An 18,470-nucleotide genomic window follows, 5' to 3' on the forward strand; every position below is an offset into this window, starting at 1 on the left:
ATCCCGCTTGGATAGGGCCAGGCAAAGAGTAATGCTAATAAGTCTCAACAACGATTTAGGCTGAATTCCCGCTTATTCCTTGGCTTTTTTTAAAAGTGAGTCCTATACTCGACCTATACCCGACAAAGATCAGGGTTATTCCGAACCGATACAACAAAAATCAGTTGTTTATTCATCTGGAGAGCGTCATGGTCAACATGAGTCGACGGCAATTCTTCAAGGTGACAGGAGCAACATTGGCGGGCTCCAGCCTGACCTTGCTGGGGGCCGCCCCCAGTCCGGCACTGGGGGAAGTTCGCCAATACAAGCTTGCGCGCATGACAGAAACGCGCAGCACCTGTCCTTACTGTTCAGTGGCATGTGGGGTGCTTATGTATGGTCTGGGCGACGGCGGCAAGAATGCCACCGCCCGCATCATGCACATCGAGGGAGACTCCGACCACCCCGTGAACCGGGGCACGCTCTGTCCCAAGGGTGCGGGTCTGCTTGATTTCATCAACAGCCCGAACCGCCTCAAGTATCCCGAATACCGCGCTCCAGGTTCCGATAAGTGGCAGCGTATTTCATGGGACGACGCGCTCGAACGCATCGCCACGCTCATGAAAGAAGACCGCGACGCCAACTTCATCGAGCGAAATGAAAACGGCCAGCTGGTCAATCGCTGGCTTACCACCGGCATGCTGGCCGCATCGGCAAGCTCCAACGAAGTTGCTTATGTAACGCACAAGGTTGTCCGCAGCCTTGGCGCACTTGGATTCGACAACCAAGCTCGTGTCTGACATGGTCCGACGGTGGCAGGTCTTGCCCCGACGTTTGGCCGTGGAGCGATGACGAACCATTGGGTCGACATCAAGAACGCCGATATTGTGCTCATCATGGGCGGAAACGCCGCCGAGGCGCACCCCTGTGGATTCAAGTGGGTAACTGAAGCAAAGGCTCATAACAAAGCCAAGCTCATTGTCGTTGATCCGCGCTTTACGCGGTCGGCGTCTGTGGCTGACTATTACGCGCCTATCCGCACCGGTACCGACATCGTCTTCCTGGGCGGTGTCATCCGCTACCTGCTCGAAAACGACAAAATCCAGCACGAATACGTGCGCAACTACACCGACTTGCCGTTTATCGTGCGCGAAGACTATACCTTCGAAGAGGGCCTGTATTCAGGCTACAACGAAGAAAAGCGCGTCTACGACAAGGCGTCGTGGGATTACGAGCTCGACGAAAACGGCTATGCCCGTGTCGACCCCACGCTGCAGCACCCGCGCACGGTGTATCAACTGATGAAGGAGCACTACTCGCGCTATACGCCCGAGATGGTGGCGCGCGTGTGCGGCACGCCGGAAGACAAGTTCCTGAAGGTGTGCGAGATGCTGGCCTCCACGGCCACGCCCGATCGCGCCGGCACCATCATGTACGCGCTGGGCTGGACTCAACACTCCATCGGCTCGCAGATAATCCGTACGGGCGCCATGGTGCAGTTGCTGCTGGGCAATATCGGTGTTGCCGGCGGCGGCATGAACGCCCTGCGCGGCCACTCGAACATCCAGGGCCTTACCGATATCGGCCTGATGTCCAACCTGTTGCCGGGCTATCTCACCCTGCCCAACGATGCCGAGCAGGATTACGACGCCTATATCGCCAGCCGCACGCAATTGCCCTTGCGCCCCAACCAGCTCAGCTATTGGCGCAATTACAGCAAGTTCCATGTCAGCCTCATGAAGGCCTGGTTTGGCGACGCCGCGCGCCCGGACAACAATTGGGCTTACGACTACCTGCCCAAGATGGACAAGCCGTACGACATGATGCAGGTGTACGAACTGATGCATCAGGGCAAGATGAACGGCTACATCTGTCAGGGCTTCAACCCCTTGGCCGCGGCGCCGTACAAGGCCAAGCTTGACGAAGCCTTCGCCAAGCTCAAGTTCCTGGTGATCATGGACCCTCTGGTCACAGAAACGTCCGAGTTCTGGCGCAACGTCGGCGAATACAACGACGTCGATACGGCTTCCATCCAGACCGAAGTCTTCCGCCTTCCGACCACCTGTTTTGCCGAAGAGGAAGGCGCGCTGGTCAACTCGGGGCGCTGGCTGCAATGGCACTGGAAGGGCGCCAACCCGCCCGGCGAAGGCAAGAGCGACATCGAGATCATGGCGTCGCTGTTCAGGCGCATCCAGGCCAAGTACGAAAAAGACGGCGGGGCCTTTGCCGATCCCATTGTCAACTTGTGGTGGCCATACTCCAACCCGGACAACCCCACGGCCGAAGAACTGGCTAAAGAGTACAGCGGCCGTGCACTGGCCGATCTGGTCGATCCCAACGACCCGACTCGCGTCACACGCAAGGCGGGCGAACAGTTGGCCGGCTTCGGCGAGCTGCGCGACGATGGCTCCACCATCAGCGGCTGTTGGTTGTATGCGGGCTGTTGGTCGCCGGCCGGCAACCTTATGGCCCGTCGCGACAACAGCGACCCAACGGGTATCGGTCAAACGTTGAACTGGGCATGGTCGTGGCCTGCCAACCGGCGCATCATGTACAACCGCGCATCTTGCGACCTGGAAGGCAAGCCGTTCAACCCACGCCGCAGTGTCATCAACTGGAATGGCAAGGCATGGGTCGGCGCCGACGTCCCCGACTTCAAAGTGGATGAAAATCCCCTCGACGGCATGGGGCCTTTCATCATGAACCCCGAAGGTGTGGCGCGATTCTTCGCTCGCAAGGGCATGGCCGAAGGTCCATTCCCCACTCACTACGAGCCGTTCGAGAACCCGCTGGGCTACAACCCGGTCTATCCCGACGAGACGCGCGCCGTCAGCAACCCGGCGGCTCGTGTTTTCGAGGACGACCTGGCGTCGATGGGCAAGGTGGATAAATTCCCGTATGTGGGCACTACCTATCGCCTGACCGAGCACTTCCACTACTGGACCAAGCACGTCGAACTCAATGCCATCATGCAGCCCGAGCAATTCGTCGAAATCGGCGACGCGCTGGCTCAAGAGCTTGGCATTGCCAACGGCGAGCGCATAAGGGTGTCCTCCAATCGGGGGTTCATCAAGGCGGTGGCAGTGGTTACCAAGCGCATCAAGGCGCTGCAGGTCGATGGCAAAACCGTGCACCAGGTGGGAATTCCGCTCCACTGGGGCTTCGTCGGTCTTGCCAAGCCGGGCTTCCTGGCCAACATATTGACGCCACCGGTGGGGGACGGCAACTCGCAAACGCCCGAGTTCAAGTCCTTCCTGGTTAACGTCGAGAAAGTTTAGGAGTAAGCCATGGCATTGCAATCATTGGATATCAAGAGGCGCTCCGCCACCACCACCCCCATGCCCAGCGAGCGCGACGCGATCGTTGGCGGCGGGGTGGCCAAGCTCATCGACACCACAAAGTGCATAGGCTGCAAGGCTTGCCAGGTTGCCTGCATGGAATGGAACGATGTCCGGGACGAAATCGGTACCAACGTTGGGGTGTACGACAACCCCGCCGACCTTACCGAGAACTCCTGGACGCTGATGCGTTTCTCCGAGTACGAGAACGACGCCGGCGACTTAGAGTGGCTGATCCGCAAAGACGGCTGCATGCACTGCGAAGACCCGGGCTGCCTCAAAGCTTGTCCGGCTCCGGGCGCCATCGTCCAGTACAACAACGGCATCGTCGACTTCCACCAAGAGAACTGTATTGGCTGCGGGTACTGCATTACCGGGTGCCCGTTCGACATCCCGCGCATTTCCAAGAAGGACAACAAGGTGTACAAGTGCACCTTATGCTCCGACCGCGTGGCGGTGGGCCAAGAGCCCGCGTGCGTCAAAACCTGTCCTACCGGCGCCATTGTGTTCGGCACCAAAGAAGACATGATCAAGCACGCCGACGACCGCATCGTCGACCTACAGTCGCGGGGCTTCGATAATGCCGGCTTGTACGATCCGGCCGGGGTCGGAGGCACCCACGTCATGTACGTGTTGCACCACGCCGACCAGCCCGCTTTGTACAGCGATTTGCCCAAAGACCCCACCATCAGTCCGATGGTGTCGCTCTGGAAGGGAATAGCCAAGCCGCTGGGGGTCGCCGCCATGGCCCTGACAGCGCTGGCCGGCTTCTTCCACTATATCCGAGTCGGCCCCAACGAGGTCGACGAAGAGGACGAGCGCCGGGCAGAGGAAGAAAGCCAACGCCAATCGCAGGAGGCTACTCATGAATGACGTCAAGAAATCCCGGCTCATCGAGCGCTATTCGCCGGGTGAAAGGGCTAATCACTGGATCGTCGCCATTGCGTTCATTCTATTGGCGCTGTCCGGGCTGGCGCTGTTTCATCCCGCCTTCTATTGGCTGACCAATCTGTTTGGCGGTGGCACCTGGACGCGCATATTGCATCCCTGGATCGGCGTGTTCATGTTCCTGTTGTTCTTCGTTCTTGCTGCGCGGATGTTCCGGCACAACAAGATGGACAAGAACGATCGCCAGTGGCTCAGGCAGTTCGACGATGTCATGAACAAGCGCGAAGAAAGGGTGCCTGACGTGGGCCGCTACAACGCGGGGCAAAAAGTGCTGTATTTTGCGCTTATCCTGCTTATGATCGGCCTGCTGCTAACCGGCATAGTCATGTGGCGCGAGTTCTTCGACATCTACTTCAGCTTGTGGCTGATTCAATTGGCCTCGGTGTTGCATGCCATCTTTGCATTTTTAATAATTTGCGCCATCATTGTGCACATCTATGCGGGCTTCTGGGTCAAGGGCTCCATGCGCTCCATGACCCGCGGCACCGTTACACCGGGTTGGGCCTGGAAGCATCATCGTGCCTGGTTCCGCCAGCTGCGGGGTCTTCCAACTCGCAAGTAGGGTCTTTCATCCTTGCCCCTTCTGGGCATCGTAGACTGTAATGGCTGCCCGGTGTCCGTGCCGGGCAGCCATATTTTTCAGGAGAGTGCTTTGCAGCGAATTCTCGAGCGTGGCGAAATTGAATCGCTGGATCACACGCGAATTCCCCGGTTTCGCGAACCGGTGCGGGCGTCTGTTTTTGCCGATCGTGCGGCCCGTTTCAGGCAGTTGGCTACAGATCACCCGGCCGCCGGTTATTTGTCGCTGATGGCTCACCTGGTCGATGGCCAGCATCAGGCCCTTCAGAACTGTTCGGTGCCCTCGGCAAGCGAACAGCAGATTTCGCTGGCCCAATCGCATGGCATGCCCCCCTTGCAAGCCATCGGCTGGAACCGCGACCCGCAGTGGCGGCAGATTTTATCCGCCCTGCTTGAGCATATGGCGGCCTTGGCCGACGTGCCCGAGCCGGCCAAGGCGGTCATCGCGGCCCTGCAAGACAAGATGTCGGCAGACCCCGATGCCATTGAGGCGCAGGCGGACGCCATTCTGGCCGAGCGCGATGCTGACATTGACAGCGCCACGGCCCCTTTCATCATGGCCGCGTTGCAGGTCTACTGGACCAGCCTTGCCATCGATTTCGATATCGGTAACCTGCCGGTTGTAAACCCATTTGGCGTATGTCCCATGTGCGGCAGCTTGCCCGTCTCCAGTGTGGTCCACGTGGGCGGCCAGGCCGACGGCTGTCGTTATTTGTGCTGTTCGTTGTGTTCGATTGAATGGCATCTAGTACGCGTAACCTGCTCGCATTGCGAAGCCACCAAGTCGATCGCCTACCATACGATCGAAGACGGCCCCGAAGCCATCAAGGCCGAATCCTGCGATGAATGCCACAGCTATCGCAAAATCTTCTATCAAGAAAAAGATTTCCATGTCGATCCGGTAGCCGACGACCTGGCCAGCCTGACGCTTGACGTGTTGATGGGTGAAGAGGGCTATTCGCGAACCAGTGGCAATCCCCTGCTTTGGCAGGGCACAGAGCCCTGAAGCATGGCGGTTACGCCACAAGCCGCACCGGCGCGCGCGTCCGATATCCCCTCGGTCGAACGGCTGCTTGCCGCCGTCCCGGCGTCCGCGCTGCTTGCTGAATATGGCCGCAGCCGCGTGCTGGGCATCTTGCGCGACCTGCTGTCTGATGTACGGCAGCAAGCTCTGAAGGGTGAGCTTGCCGCCGAGGCGGTGCAGGAAGAAGCCTTGCTTGGCCTGGCGCATAAGCGGTTGGCAGCGGCCGATCAGCCCCGGCTGCGCGCTGTTTTCAATCTCACAGGCACCGTGCTTCATACCAACCTGGGCCGGGCGCTGCTGCCCGACGAGGCTATTGAGTCGGTTTTACGGGCGTTGAAGTCGCCCGCCAACCTTGAGTTCGATCTGTCGACGGGAAAGCGCGGCGACCGTGACGACCTGGTCGACGACCTGCTGTGCGAGTTGACAGGGGCCGAAGCCGCCACCGTGGTCAATAACAATGCCGCCGCCGTGTTGTTGATGCTCAATGCACTGGCTAATCGGCGCGAAGTGGTCGTGTCGCGTGGCGAGCTGGTCGAAATCGGCGGGGCCTTCCGCATACCCGATATCATGCAACGCGCCGGCGCCAAGCTGATCGAGGTGGGTACCACCAATCGCACTCATCTGGCCGACTACGAGCAGGCCATCGGCCCGCGCACCGCCATGCTCATGAAGGTGCACTGCAGCAACTACGAGGTTACCGGCTTTACCAAAAGCGTCGAGGTGGCTGAGGTGGCCGCGGTGGCCCGTCGCCAGGGGCTTCCCACGGCAGTCGATCTGGGCAGTGGCACCTTGCTTGATCTGACCCAATGGGGCTTGCCCAAAGAAGCTACTGTGCGCGACACCGTCGAGGCGGGCGCCGACATAGTCACTTTCAGCGGAGACAAGCTGCTGGGCGGGCCCCAGGCGGGCTTGCTGGTGGGCCGTGCCGATCTTATCAAGAAGATCAAGAAAAACCCCCTCAAGCGTGCATTGCGGGTCGGTAAGCTTACGCTTGCCGCTCTGGAGCCTGTGCTGGCCCTTTACCGTTCGCCGGAACGTCTTGCCGAGCGCTTGACTACCTTGCGCCTGCTTACTCGGCCCATGGCCGATATGCAGGTTCAGGCGCAGCGGCTGGAACCTTTGCTGCAACGTGCGTTGGGCGCCGGCTATGCGGTGCGGGCCGAACCCGTTTTCAGCCAGATTGGCAGCGGTGCGCTGCCAATCGACCAGTTGCCCAGTTATGGCTTGGCAATACGCCATGCCGGCCCTGGGCGGCCGGGGCGGGCATTGCAAAACCTTGAGCGGCGCCTGCGCGAGCTGGCTCGTCCCGTCATTGGTCGGGTGGCTCAAGACGCTTTGTGGCTCGATCTGCGCTGCCTCGAAGCCGCCGATGAGGCTGAGTTCGTTGCGCAACTGAAGCGCCTGGCTCCATGATTGTCGGTACGGCGGGGCACATCGACCATGGCAAGACCACCCTGGTGCGGGCGCTGACCGGGGTAGAAACCGATCGCTTGAAAGAAGAGAAAAAACGCGGGATTTCCATTGAGCTGGGCTATGCCTACACGCCATTGGAAAATGGCGACATATTGGGCTTCATCGACGTGCCCGGCCATGAAAAGCTGATACACACTATGGCCGCCGGTGCGACCGGCATAGATTTCGGCTTGCTCGTGGTGGCGGCTGACGATGGCGTCATGCCTCAAACTCGCGAGCATCTCGCCATTTTGAGCCTGCTTGGGGTGTCGCAAGGCGCCGTGGCACTTACCAAGATCGACCGCGTTGAGCCGGCTCGCCTGCAAGAAGTGCATGCTCAATTGGCGGTGCTTGCCGAGGGAACGTTTCTTGAAGGCATGCCGGTGTTCGAGACCAATGCCGCCGCTGTCTTGCCTGAGGCAGACCAACCTGCGCATGACGGCTCGGAAAGTGACCATTTCCGCGATAAGGGCGCAGACGGGCACGATGCCGGCGGCTTGAGCGGCAGAGGTTCGTCGCTCGACATGCCAGGCATTGCCGCATTGCGCTTGCATCTGCACGAAGCGGCCCAAGCCATGGCCGCGCGCCGCTCCGATGGCCTGTTTCGGCTGGCCATAGACAGGGTGTTCTCCCTGCCAGGCCATGGAACTGTCGTAACCGGCACAGTGCATGGCGGCGTTCTCAACCTGGATGACGAGACGACATCGTTGCGGCTGATGCCGGCGGGGCGGGCTGTCAGGGTGCGCAGTATCCACGCCCAGAATCAAGCAGCGCGCCAAGGTCGGGCCGGCCAGCGCTGCGCCTTGAACCTGGGCGGCGTCGAGCGCGATGCCGCCCAGCGCGGAGACTGGATTGCAGACGAGCGCTGTTTCACGCCTGCGCGCAACGTCGATGTGCAACTGACGCTGCTTGACTCCGCCGAGGCGCCGATGCGAGCCTGGACGTCTTTACACGTGCACCTGGGCGCTGCCCGCTACGTCGCCCATGCTGTGCCGCTATCGCCCGATCCCTTGCCCAGCGGCCAGACCGGCTGGGTGCAGTTGGTATTCGACGAGCCCGTGTGTTCCATGCCCGGCGACCGCTTCATCGTGCGCAATGCCCAGGCCAGCCGCACCGTGGGCGGCGGGATGGTGCTGGATGCCAATGCGCCTGATCGGAAACGTCGCAGCGAACAACGATTGGCTTGGCTGCAGGCGGTGGCCGAACTGAAACATGGCTCAGGCCTGGGCCACGTGCTTAAAGAAGCCCCCTACGGGCTTGATGAGCTTCGCCTGATGCGCCTGGTGGGGCGTAGTCCGCAAGACAGTGAGCTGCCGGACGGCGCCTTGTGGGTACAAGCGCGCGGCGAGGGTGCGATACGTACTTTGATCCTGAAAGATCACTGGGACGCGTTAGCCCGGATGGTTGAGCAGGCTCTGGAAAATTTCCACGAACGCTGGCCCGACGAGCCCGGCCTCGATGCCGCCCGCCTGCGGCGGGTGGCCTTGCCGACCCTGCCCGAGGCGCTGTGGCCGGCATTGCGCGACGAACTGGTGGCCGACAAGCGACTGGTGCGCAATGGGCCTTGGCTGCACAAGCCTGGACACGAGGTCGCGCTGACGGAAGGCGAGTCTCAGTTGGCCCAGCGCCTGCTTCCGGCCATTCACGAGGGGGCCTTTGATCCACCCTGGGTTCGAGACCTTGCGGCCCGATTCGATCAGCCCGAAGACCTTGTGCGGCAATTGCTGCGCAAGGTGGTCCGCGGCGGCCATCTGTACCAGGTGGTTCGCGATCTGTTTTATCACCGGGACCAGGTTGCTCGCCTGGCCGAGCTGGTGGACAGCCTGGGCGGCAAAGAGGGGGTCACCGCGGCGGAGTTTCGCGATGCCACAGGCCTTGGGCGCAAGCGGGCCATACAAATACTTGAGTTCTTCGATCGCGCCGGCTACACACGGCGCTTGCGCGACAGGCACGTGCCGCGTGGCGATAGCGCGACGTTCTGGCAGCGGCTATCATAGGGCTTCCTTATGGAAGGTCTTTACGGAAAGTCCTTACGGAAGGCATTCGTGTCCGGTGGCACGGCTGGGCTTCAAACCCAGTTGGGGGCGTCAGACGTTCCCAGGTAGGTTCGACTCCTGCTGCTTTCCGCCATCTCTTTCGCTTTATATTTGTCCGGTATCGTTCGCTGGTCATGGAACGCCGGCTGCCCCGTTTGTATGTTCACATCGACTAACCCTTGTTGAGCCCGCTGTCGTTCATGCAAGTACAAAAAAAATTATTGATGGCCGTGGTGATGGGGGCGATGCCGTTTGCCGCGCCTGGCCAAACGTCCGGCCAGGAGGAAGACGATGGCTTCTTCTCCATGCAGTTCGACAAGTTGGAATACGTGCGGGCGCGTGCAGGCGAATGGGTGGCGTACGATGGGCAAGCGTCGCTGGGCGGCGCCAAGAACCAGCTCGTGCTGAAGGCCGAGGGTGTGGCGACGAACGGCGAATTGCGCGAAGCCAAGAGCCAATTTCTATGGGGCCATTCGGTTGCGACATCCTGGGATACCCAGTTGGGCGTCCGGTTGGACCATGGGCGGGGCATTGCGCAAAGGCAGTGGCTGGTGCTGGGAGCGGAGGGGTTCGCGTCCGGCTGGCTCGACATCGATCTTGCCGCTCATGTCGGGTCTTCAGGCCGGGCGGCGGTCGAACTGGACATGGCATCCGAGGTTTCCCTTGCCCGGCGCATGTATTTGCGGCCCCGCATAGAGATGGATTTCTACAGCAGGAATGACGAAAAATGGGGCATCGGCTCAGGTTTGTCGGAAGTGACCGTGGGTTTGCGCCTTATATAGGCGTGGAGTGGCAGGGCAAGTTCGGCAAAACCGCCGACTACGCGCGGCAGGACGGCGAGCCCAGGCACGAGACCAGGTTCGTGGCTGGCGTAAGCCTTCGTTTCTAGGGTGCGGGCGGTCGTTGCCCGAAAAGCCAGGTTGGAGCCTTCGTTCGAAAGGCCTGAAATCAAGTACGATAAAGATAAAGCTTTGAATCATTCTTTTTGCCGCGGCTTCTTTGTGCAGATGAAGGCTTTGCCGCAGGCTTTGTCGGAGACGTTTCATGTCCGGTTCCCCCATCCTCCAGTCTCCTCCTCGCCTTACTTCGCTGTCGCACGGCGGCGGCTGTGGCTGCAAGATTGCGCCTGGAGTACTGTCGGAGCTGCTTGCGGGCATGCCCGGCGTGCAGGCGTATTCAAACCTGCTGGTGGGCAATGAAAGCTCGGACGATGCGGCGGTGTACAAGCTCAACGACGAGCAGGCGCTGATCGCCACCACCGATTTCTTCATGCCCATCGTCGACGACCCGTACGATTTCGGCCGTATTGCGGCCACTAACGCGTTGTCCGACGTATACGCCATGGGCGGTACGCCCATCATGGCGCTGGCCATTGTCGGCATGCCGATCAATGTGCTGCCCAAGGCCGATATTGCAGCCATACTCGAAGGCGGCGCCGCGGCGTGCAGCGCGGCGGGCGTGCCCATCGCCGGCGGGCATTCCATTGATTCAGTCGAGCCCATTTACGGCCTGGCCGCCATGGGGCTCGTGCACCCCAATCGCATCAAGCGCAACGCCGACGCGCAGGCGGGCGATGTGCTGATCCTGGGCAAGCCGTTGGGGGTTGGAGTGTTATCAGCCGCGCTCAAGAAGAATTTGCTGTCCGAGGATGGCTATCGGGCCATGATCGATGCCACGACTCAATTGAATCGTCCCGGTATCGCGCTGGCGGCGCTCGATGGCGTGCACGCGCTTACCGACGTCACCGGCTTCGGCCTGCTGGGGCATACGCTGGAAATCGCTCGCGGTTCGGGCGTGGCGGCGCATCTGCGCCTGGCCGATCTGCCCTGGCTGCCCGGCGTGCAGGAACTTGCCCGGCAGGGGGTGGTCACCGGCGCTTCGGGCCGCAACTGGGAAGCTTATGGCGAGGGTATTGAACTTGCCCCGGGTCTGGACGAGGCTGATCGTGCCTTGCTGACCGATCCCCAAACCTCCGGCGGCCTGCTGGTTTCATGCCGCGCCGAGGCGGTGCGTCAGGTGCTGGATATTTTCCATTCCGAGGGCTTCGGCCAGGCTGTTGTCATTGGCGAAATGCGCGACGGCCCGGCTCGTGTGTACGTCGCCTGAGCCCTGAGCCCTGCGGAGTTTGCAATTGCGCTTAGAACGTCGCGGCGAAACCGCCCAGCGCGCCGCACGCCCATTAGCCCATACGCTTATTCGCCGAGCCGCGCCTTATTGGTCTTTTTTCTCGGATTCGGCCAGGGCGTTGGGCATGACGTGGCCGCATTCATTGCACGTGCGGTGTTCCAGGGAGTCGTAGAAGCGCTTGTAGGCTTTGCCCACGGGGTCAACCGCATAGTCGCTGACGGTGAATTCTTCTTCGTGCAAAAACGCGTCGCACTCTGGGCAATACCATTGAAAGCGATCCACCTCGCCTTCGCGGCGCTTGCGCTCGAGCACCAACAGATGGGCGTCGGGCGGGAAGCGGGGTGAATGCGGTATGCCGGCGGGCGTGTAGATGACGGAACCTTCGGGAAGCACGGCGATTTCCTCTTTGCCTTCGGGCGTGCGGTAATGAAGGTTCATCTGCCCCTTGATCATGTACATGACTTCGTCGGTGGGGTTGACGTGGAACTCGCTGCGGTAGGGACGGCCGCGCGCAACGAAGACCAGTGATTCGGGCTCTTGCCACAGGACGCTGACATAGCGTCCTGTTTCGTCGAGCATATTGCCTTCGCCCGGAAGTGAAACGATGGGCATTTTGTACATGGCGCCTCCTTGTTGTGTGCAGTGTCAGCCCAGATAGGCGACGCAGTCCACTTCCACCAGCACACCCTGCCTATGCGGTGTACCACCCGTGCACGTGCGCGTGGTTTTCTCTCCTTGCATGAACTCGCGAAAGACTTCGTTGAAGGCGGGGAAATCAGAGACGTTGCGCAGGCAGACGCGCATGTTCACCACGTTGGCAATGGTGGCGCCACCGGCTTCGAGCACCGCGGCCACGTTGCCAAGCACTTGTTTGGCTTGTTCGCGGATGTCGTCGGACACCACTTCTTTGGTGGATGGGTCGAGCGGCCCCTGACCGGATACATAGAGAAAATCGCCTGCGCGGATGGCTTGAGCCAGGGGTGAGGGCGTGTTCTTGTCGGTAAACCCGGTAGTGGGTGCGGCGTTGCTATGGACAATAATCTTGGGCATTTGGTTATCCTTTGCGCGAGCGGTCGATATTTTATTAGCGATACTAAATTATCTGCTTATATCGAGTTTATATGAAAAATCGATATTTTAATGTAGCTCAGAAGCGTGGCATTGTCCACGGCCCGGGTCAATTTGGCCAAGCACTATCTGACTCGGCTCCACCATATGGCGGACACCTTTGGCTGCACGCTTGAGCACCTTAGGCTTTTGATGTCAGGGCCGCCCGTTCCGTCGGTACAATGCCGGCATCCCTCTCGATTTCCATAAGAGCGTATTTTGGCGGCTGACGAAAAGCGAGACAAGCCTGGAACCGGCTCATTGGCACAGCACTTGAAGCGATTACGCTCGGTGCTGGCGGTGTGCCGCGCAGGCAGCACGGCACAGGCGGCGGCATTGCTGCCGCTGTCGCAGTCGGCCATCGCTCGTGCGGTTCGCCAACTGGAAGCCCAACTGGGCATTCCGGTGTTCGAACGCGGCGCGCGCGGCATGTTGCCCACGCGCGAAGGCCGCATTCTTGCGCATCGGGCCGACCGGGCGCTGACGCAACTCGAGCAGGCCGAGGCAGAAGCCTCGCGCCTGTCGGACGAAGCCGCTTCCAGCTCCAGCTCAAGCGCGCGTGCGCTCAAGGGGCGCTTCGCCGGCGCCTGTTCTTACCGGCATCTGGCCGCATATATCGCGTTCTGCGAAACCCGTTCCGAGTCGGCCGCCGCCCGGCGTCTGAAGGTTAGCCAGCCCGCAATCAGCCAGGCCTTGCGCCAAGTCGAATACATGCTGGGCACGAGTTTGTTCGAACGCCTGACAAGAGGCATGCGCCTGACCGAAAGCGGTGAGGCGGTCTTGCGGCGCGCCAAGCTGGCATTGAACGAGCTGCGTCTAGCTGACGAAGACCTGAGCGAAGTGCACGGGCGTACGCGGGGCCGGATCGTCGTGGGATCTTTGCCGCTTTCGGCCGGTGTGCTGGTGCCGCGCGCCGTCGATCGCATGTTGGCCAACCACGGTGATCTGCACGTCACTGTCGTCGATGGCACTTACGACGCCCTGCTCAATCAACTGCTGCATGCCGACGTCGACGTGATCGTGGGCGCGCTGCGGACCGCCCAGGTATCGCCCCACATCGTCCAGATGCCTCTCTTCGCCGACACCTTGTCGGTGGTGGCGCGTCACGGTCACCCATTGCTGCATCGGCCGCTGCGCGGCTTGCGCGATTTGGCCGCTGCGTCATGGATAGCGCCTCTGACCGGAACGCCCGCGCGGGATGCGTTCGAACGCGCTTTCGCGGCCGACGGCGTGCCGGCGCCCGAGGGGCCGCTGGAAGCCAACAGTGCCGTGGTGGTGCAGGCATTGCTGCAGGACAGCGATAGGCTTGCCCTATTGTCCCGCCGGCAGGTGCTGCGCGGGATGGCGGCCGGACTGCTGGACGTCATCCCGGTCGAGGTGAAGGAAACGACTCGCGAAATCGGGCTGGCTCTTCGCAAGGACGCCGACCCCGGCGTGGGTTTGCGTCTTTTCATGGAAGAGATGCGGTCGCTGGTGGAGGACGAATATATAAGCGATACGCATAGCTGAACGGCTAATGTCACTGGTAGGAGGGGGCGGGCTTTGCCACACTATGGGAGATGGCTCCCGATACGCATCGGGTCTCAACAGCTTATTTCATTCATACAGGAACCCCCATGAACGCAAGTAACGCATCCACCCTACGCGCGGGCCTGGTCATCAGCGCGCACTCGGCCGATTTTGTCTGGCGCTCGGCCGGAGCCATTGCCAGCCATGTACGTCAGGGCTATCGCATGAAAGTCGTGTGCCTGTCGTTCGGCGAGCGGGGCGAATCGGCCAAACTATGGCGCAAGGGCAGCGACATGACCCTTGAAAAGGTCAAAGAGGCACGGCGCGAAGAGGCGCAGAAGGCCGCCGACGTGCTCGGCGCCGAGATCGAGTTTTTCGACCTGGGCGACTATCCCATGCGCATAAGCGACGAGGCGCTGTTTCGCCTGGTCGACGTGTACCGAGACGTGCAACCCGCCTTTGTGCTTAGCCATTCCGTCAAAGATCCATACAACTTCGACCATCCGCTGGCGATGCACGTGGCTCAAGAGGCTCGTATCATCGCCCAGGCCGAAGGCCACAACCCCGGCCAGAAAGTGGTGGGCGCGCCGCCCGTGTACGCTTTCGAACCGCACCAGACCGAGCAGTGCGAGTGGGTGCCCAACACCTTCCTGGACATCACCGATGTGTGGGACATAAAGCGCCAGGCCATTGAGTGCATGGCGGGCCAGGAACATCTCTGGGCGTACTACACCCGCGTCGCGCAGCAGCGTGGTGTGCAAGCCAAGCGCAATATAGGCATTACCGCCAGCCGCAACATCGAATATGCCGAAGGCTATATGCGGCTTACCCCCGCCGTGGTGGGAGACCTGTCATGATCCGCGGCGTAGTGGTGCAAAACATTCCCCGCGCCGATGCCGCCGACATCGAAATCCTGAGGGCCGCGGGCGTCGCCACCGTGCACGAGGCGCAAAGCCGCCTTGGCTTGCTGGCGCCGTATATGCGCCCCATTTGGGAGGGCGCGGCCATTGCCGGGTCGGCTGTTACTGTGTTGGTGGCGCCGTCCGACAACTGGATGCTTCACGTGGCTGTCGAGCAGTGCCGCGAAGGTGATGTATTGGTGGTGGCGCCCACCTCCGAATGCCTGGACGGCTATTTCGGCGAGCTATTGGCCACCTCGCTTGCGGTTCGCGGCGTTCGAGGCCTGATTATCGACGCCGGCTGCCGCGACGTCAGAGACCTCAAGAAAATGGGTTTTCCCGTGTGGTCCAGGGCGGTGTCGGCGCAAGGCACGGTGAAAGAAACGCTGGGCTCGGTGAACGTTCCCGTGGTTTGCGCCCAGCAGATCATCAACCCCGGCGATGTAATCGTGGCCGACGACGACGGCGTGGTTGTTGTGCCGGTGGCCAACGTGGCCCAGGTGGCGCGCGCGTCTCAGGCCCGGCTTGAAAAAGAAGCGAAAACGCGCGAGGCGCTGGCGAAGGGAATTTTAGGGCTCGACTATTACAAGATGCGCGAAAAGCTCGCAGAAAAGGGCCTGCGTTACGTCGATTCGCTTCAAGATTTGCGAGGTTGATGATGCAAACCCGTATTCCCTGCGTGCAAATGCGCGGCGGCACATCCAAAGGGGCGTATTTCCTGGAGTCCGATCTGCCGGCCGATCCCGCGTTGCGCGATCAGGTGTTGCTGTCGGTAATGGGCTCGCCCGATTCAAGGCAGATCGACGGCATCGGCGGCGCAGACTCCCTCACAAGCAAGGTCGCCATTGTTTCGCCGGCCAGCCGAAAGGGCGCCGACGTTGATTATCTTTTCGCCCAGGTGCTTGTCAACGAAGCGCGGGTGGATTATGGGCAGAACTGCGGCAACATGCTGGCCGGTGTGGGGCCGTTTGCCATCGAGCGCGGCATGGTCAATGTCCAGGGTGATACCACCCGCGTTGCGATACACATGGTCAACACGGGCCAGGTGGCTATCGCCACCGTCGCCACGCCTGACGGCCATGTGCAGTACGACGGCGACCAGCGCATCGACGGCGTGCCCGGCACGGCGGCGGCCATTCCGCTCGAGTTCAAGGATACGGCGGGTTCGTCTTGCGGCGCCCTGCTGCCCACGGGTAACGTGCGCGACGTCATCGACGGCGTAGAGGCGACGCTTATCGACAATGGCATGCCCACGGTGGTGCTGCGTGCGCAAGACTTCGGCCGCACCGGCTATGAAACCAGGGCCGAGCTCGACGCCGACGAACAGCTCAAGGCGCGGGTCGAGGCAATACGCCTCAAGGCCGGGCCCATGATGAACCTGGGCGACGTCGCGCAGCGAACCGTGCCCAAGATGTGCCTGGTGTCCGCGCCACGAGAGGGTGGCGCCTTGAATACACGCAGCTTCATTCCCCATCGATGCCATGCTTCCATCGGCGTGCTGGGGGCGGTCAGCGCTGCTTCGGCAGCGGTCTTGCCAGGCAGCGTGTGTGACGGCTTGGCGCAAGTGCCGCCCGGAGACAACCCGGTTCTCGGCATCGAGCATCCTACCGGCGAGCTAAGCACGCAAATGCATTTGATCCGCGAGGCGGATGCAATAACCATCGCCAGTGCCGCCCTGATACGAACGGCGCGCTGGTTGTTCGACGGCCAAGTTCATATTCCCGCCCGTGTCTGGAATAACAACCGGAAAGACGCATGACGCTCGAACAGGTTCTTTTTCTTCCGGGCCTGATGTGCGACGCGGCGGTATGGAAGCATCAGCAAAACGGGCTGGCTGCGCGGGCCGAATCTTTCGTGGCCGAATACCACGATCTGGATTCCGTGCCGGCCATGGCGGCAAAGGTGCTGAAAGACTCGCCTTACGACACGTTTTCAATGGCCGGCCACTCCATGGGTGGCCGCGTTGCGCTTGAGGTCATGCGTCAAGCGCCGCAACGTGTGCGCCGCCTGGCCCTGCTGGATACCGGCTACGAGGCGCTGGAGCCGGGCCCGGCGGGCGAGAAGGAAAAGGCCAGGCGAATGGAATTGCTTGACTACGCCCGCAGTAATGGCATGCGAGAAATGGGCAAGACGCGTTGGGCGCCGGGCATGGTTCATCCCGATCACTTGAATACCCCGGTGTTCGACGAGATTCTGGCCATGATCGAGCGGCGTAGCGTAGAGCAATTTCATGCCCAGATAAAGGCATTGCTGGGCCGGCCCGACGCGGGCCCGGTATTGCGTTCGCTGGCCTGCCCCACTTATCTGATTTGCGGGCGCCAAGATGCCTGGAGCCCCTACGAACGCCACGAGATAATTAGAGACATGGTCCCGGCGCCACATGCAACTTTGGTGGCCATTGAACATAGCGGCCACATGTCGACCATGGAGCAGCCCGACGCCGTCACGGCCGTGCTGGCCGAATGGCTCCGCCAATAAAGATAGCTGCCTTGAAAGTTGAAAGCGGCCTTGAAAAGCCCCCGTTTGCCTTACACAGAGAACATCATGAATGACGTACTTGCACCCACATTGAATTCCATCGCCCTGATCGGCTTTGGCGAGGCGGGCTTTCTGCTCGGCCAAGGCTTGGCCGAAGCCGGCGTTAAAGTCGCCGCCTACGATATCAAAGTGCACGACCCGGACCAAAGGCCGTCGCTCGAAGCACGGGCGCAGCAGGCCGGGGTGATGCTTCATGCCGGCCTTGAAGCGGCTGTGTCGGGGGCTGACCTTCTGATTTCGGCCGTCACGGCCAGTTCGGCGGCCCAGGCCGCTGTCGATGCGGCCAAATGCATGAGCGCCGGCCAGTATTTCCTGGACATCAACTCTGTGTCGCCCGCCACCAAGCATGCCGACCATGACGCCATTGAAGCCGCGGGCGGTTTCTATGTGGAGTCGGCCGTCATGGCGCCCGTGCCGCCATATGGCCTGAAGGTGCCCATGCTGCTGGGCGGCGGCCATGCAAGCGCCCTTTCCGACAGTCTTAACAAGTTGGGCCTGCGCACCAAGGCAGTGTCCACCCAGGTGGGCGTGGCATCTGCCATCAAGATGTGTCGCAGCGTGATGATCAAGGGGCTTGAGGCGCTTACTGTGGAATGCATGACAGCTGCGCGGCGCTATGGCGCCGAAGACGCGGTGCTGGCCTCGCTGAATGAAACGTTTCCCGGCATGGGGTGGACCGACCAGTTGCCCCATTATCTAATAAGCCGCGTCGCCGAACACGGCCGTCGCCGCGCCGCAGAAATGCGCGAGGTAATGGAAACCCTTCAAGACGTTGGCGTCATTCCCTTGATGGCGCAAGCCACAGCCCAAACCCAGGACGCGCTGGTCGACGCGATGGAGGCACAAGGCATGGCCTACGACACAGAGAATGATTTCGTCTGGCAAAACTTCGCAGACCAGCTGAAAAAGGGATAGAAGAAGAAAAGGTTAAGAC

At 61.0% G+C, this 18,470-nt stretch carries 15 protein-coding genes, 1 tRNA gene and 1 pseudogene; 15 read left to right on the plus strand and 2 right to left on the minus strand.

What is annotated here, in order from left to right:
• Nucleotides 1–188: 188 nt before the first annotated feature.
• The 9 genes and pseudogenes from fdnG to selD all read left to right on the plus strand — a co-directional run bounded on the left by fdnG (nt 189) and on the right by selD (nt 11,462).
• On the plus strand, nt 189–3,257 hold the full coding sequence (gene fdnG / locus ACIY1O_RS08100; protein WP_397474584.1) for a formate dehydrogenase-N subunit alpha: 3,069 nt from the start codon (nt 189–191) through the stop codon (nt 3,255–3,257).
• A 9-nt stretch (nt 3,258–3,266) separates the two neighbouring features.
• Nucleotides 3,267–4,190, plus strand: a complete 924-nt coding sequence (fdxH, locus tag ACIY1O_RS08105) for a formate dehydrogenase subunit beta (protein ID WP_397474585.1) — start codon at nt 3,267–3,269, stop codon at nt 4,188–4,190.
• Nucleotides 4,183–4,827, plus strand: a complete 645-nt coding sequence (locus ACIY1O_RS08110; RefSeq protein WP_397474586.1) for a formate dehydrogenase subunit gamma — start codon at nt 4,183–4,185, stop codon at nt 4,825–4,827. The genes fdxH and ACIY1O_RS08110 overlap by 8 nt, the downstream gene beginning before the upstream one ends.
• A gap of 90 nt (nt 4,828–4,917) precedes the next feature.
• Nucleotides 4,918–5,850, plus strand: a complete 933-nt coding sequence (gene fdhE, locus ACIY1O_RS08115; protein ID WP_397474587.1) for a formate dehydrogenase accessory protein FdhE — start codon at nt 4,918–4,920, stop codon at nt 5,848–5,850.
• A 3-nt stretch (nt 5,851–5,853) separates the two neighbouring features.
• Nucleotides 5,854–7,281 carry an L-seryl-tRNA(Sec) selenium transferase gene (gene selA / locus ACIY1O_RS08120; RefSeq protein ID WP_397474588.1) on the plus strand — a complete coding sequence of 476 codons (1,428 nt, stop codon included), beginning with the start codon at nt 5,854–5,856 and terminating at the stop codon, nt 7,279–7,281.
• On the plus strand, nt 7,278–9,317 hold the full coding sequence (selB, locus tag ACIY1O_RS08125) for a selenocysteine-specific translation elongation factor (protein ID WP_397474589.1): 2,040 nt from the start codon (nt 7,278–7,280) through the stop codon (nt 9,315–9,317). Before selA ends, selB begins: the two co-directional genes overlap by 4 nt.
• Before the next feature lie 37 nt (nt 9,318–9,354).
• Nucleotides 9,355–9,450, plus strand: a tRNA-Sec gene (locus ACIY1O_RS08130).
• A gap of 211 nt (nt 9,451–9,661) precedes the next feature.
• A pseudogene (locus ACIY1O_RS08135) lies at nt 9,662–10,245 on the plus strand (copper resistance protein B).
• A 155-nt stretch (nt 10,246–10,400) separates the two neighbouring features.
• On the plus strand, nt 10,401–11,462 hold the full coding sequence (gene selD / locus ACIY1O_RS08140) for a selenide, water dikinase SelD (protein WP_397474590.1): 1,062 nt from the start codon (nt 10,401–10,403) through the stop codon (nt 11,460–11,462).
• Nucleotides 11,463–11,567: 105 nt separating this feature from the next.
• Here selD and ACIY1O_RS08145 read toward each other — a convergent pair whose 3' ends face one another.
• Nucleotides 11,568–12,104, minus strand: coding sequence for a 3-hydroxyanthranilate 3,4-dioxygenase (locus ACIY1O_RS08145; RefSeq protein WP_397474591.1), 537 nt, complete (start codon nt 12,102–12,104; stop codon nt 11,568–11,570).
• Between the two features lie 24 nt (nt 12,105–12,128).
• Nucleotides 12,129–12,533, minus strand: a complete 405-nt coding sequence (locus ACIY1O_RS08150; protein ID WP_397474592.1) for a RidA family protein — start codon at nt 12,531–12,533, stop codon at nt 12,129–12,131.
• Between the two features lie 330 nt (nt 12,534–12,863).
• On the opposite strand from ACIY1O_RS08150, the gene ACIY1O_RS08155 reads away from it, so the two are divergent.
• The 6 genes from ACIY1O_RS08155 to ACIY1O_RS08180 all read left to right on the plus strand — a co-directional run bounded on the left by ACIY1O_RS08155 (nt 12,864) and on the right by ACIY1O_RS08180 (nt 18,451).
• Complete coding sequence (locus ACIY1O_RS08155; protein ID WP_397474593.1) at nt 12,864–14,099, plus strand: LysR family transcriptional regulator; 1,236 nt, start codon at nt 12,864–12,866, stop codon at nt 14,097–14,099.
• 107 nt (nt 14,100–14,206) lie between these two features.
• Nucleotides 14,207–14,956, plus strand: coding sequence for a PIG-L deacetylase family protein (locus tag ACIY1O_RS08160; RefSeq protein ID WP_397474594.1), 750 nt, complete (start codon nt 14,207–14,209; stop codon nt 14,954–14,956).
• Entirely contained in the window at nt 14,953–15,654 is a 702-nt protein-coding gene (locus tag ACIY1O_RS08165) for a 4-carboxy-4-hydroxy-2-oxoadipate aldolase/oxaloacetate decarboxylase (RefSeq protein WP_397474595.1), read from the plus strand. Before ACIY1O_RS08160 ends, ACIY1O_RS08165 begins: the two co-directional genes overlap by 4 nt.
• Before the next feature lie 2 nt (nt 15,655–15,656).
• Complete coding sequence (locus tag ACIY1O_RS08170; protein WP_397474639.1) at nt 15,657–16,757, plus strand: 4-oxalomesaconate tautomerase; 1,101 nt, start codon at nt 15,657–15,659, stop codon at nt 16,755–16,757.
• The gene (locus ACIY1O_RS08175) at nt 16,754–17,476 is read left to right on the plus strand and encodes an alpha/beta fold hydrolase (protein ID WP_397474596.1); all 723 of its coding nucleotides are present in this window, start codon (nt 16,754–16,756) and stop codon (nt 17,474–17,476) included. Before ACIY1O_RS08170 ends, ACIY1O_RS08175 begins: the two co-directional genes overlap by 4 nt.
• 66 nt (nt 17,477–17,542) lie before the next feature.
• A complete protein-coding gene (locus tag ACIY1O_RS08180) occupies nt 17,543–18,451 on the plus strand; it encodes a DUF1932 domain-containing protein (RefSeq protein WP_397474597.1) in 909 nt (302 codons plus the stop codon).
• Nucleotides 18,452–18,470 lie beyond the last annotated feature (19 nt).

Origin of the sequence: Pusillimonas sp., from assembly GCF_044464525.1 — a bacterium.
Lineage (GTDB): Bacteria > Pseudomonadota > Gammaproteobacteria > Burkholderiales > Burkholderiaceae_B > Pusillimonas.

Excerpts from the sequence above, each read along its gene's own strand:
- ACIY1O_RS08175 (WP_397474596.1), top strand. The coding sequence starts at position 16,754 with ATGACGCTCGAACAGGTTCTTTTTCTTCCGGGCCTGATGTGCGACGCG.
- selD (WP_397474590.1), top strand. The coding sequence starts at position 10,401 with ATGTCCGGTTCCCCCATCCTCCAGTCTCCTCCTCGCCTTACTTCGCTG.
- fdxH (WP_397474585.1), top strand. The coding sequence starts at position 3,267 with ATGGCATTGCAATCATTGGATATCAAGAGGCGCTCCGCCACCACCACC.
- ACIY1O_RS08160 (WP_397474594.1), top strand. The coding sequence starts at position 14,207 with ATGAACGCAAGTAACGCATCCACCCTACGCGCGGGCCTGGTCATCAGC.
- ACIY1O_RS08165 (WP_397474595.1), top strand. The coding sequence starts at position 14,953 with ATGATCCGCGGCGTAGTGGTGCAAAACATTCCCCGCGCCGATGCCGCC.
- ACIY1O_RS08145 (WP_397474591.1), bottom strand. The coding sequence starts at position 12,104 with ATGTACAAAATGCCCATCGTTTCACTTCCGGGCGAAGGCAATATGCTC.
- ACIY1O_RS08180 (WP_397474597.1), top strand. The coding sequence starts at position 17,543 with ATGAATGACGTACTTGCACCCACATTGAATTCCATCGCCCTGATCGGC.
- ACIY1O_RS08170 (WP_397474639.1), top strand. The coding sequence starts at position 15,657 with ATGCAAACCCGTATTCCCTGCGTGCAAATGCGCGGCGGCACATCCAAA.
- selA (WP_397474588.1), top strand. The coding sequence starts at position 5,854 with ATGGCGGTTACGCCACAAGCCGCACCGGCGCGCGCGTCCGATATCCCC.
- selB (WP_397474589.1), top strand. The coding sequence starts at position 7,278 with ATGATTGTCGGTACGGCGGGGCACATCGACCATGGCAAGACCACCCTG.
- ACIY1O_RS08110 (WP_397474586.1), top strand. The coding sequence starts at position 4,183 with ATGAATGACGTCAAGAAATCCCGGCTCATCGAGCGCTATTCGCCGGGT.
- ACIY1O_RS08150 (WP_397474592.1), bottom strand. The coding sequence starts at position 12,533 with ATGCCCAAGATTATTGTCCATAGCAACGCCGCACCCACTACCGGGTTT.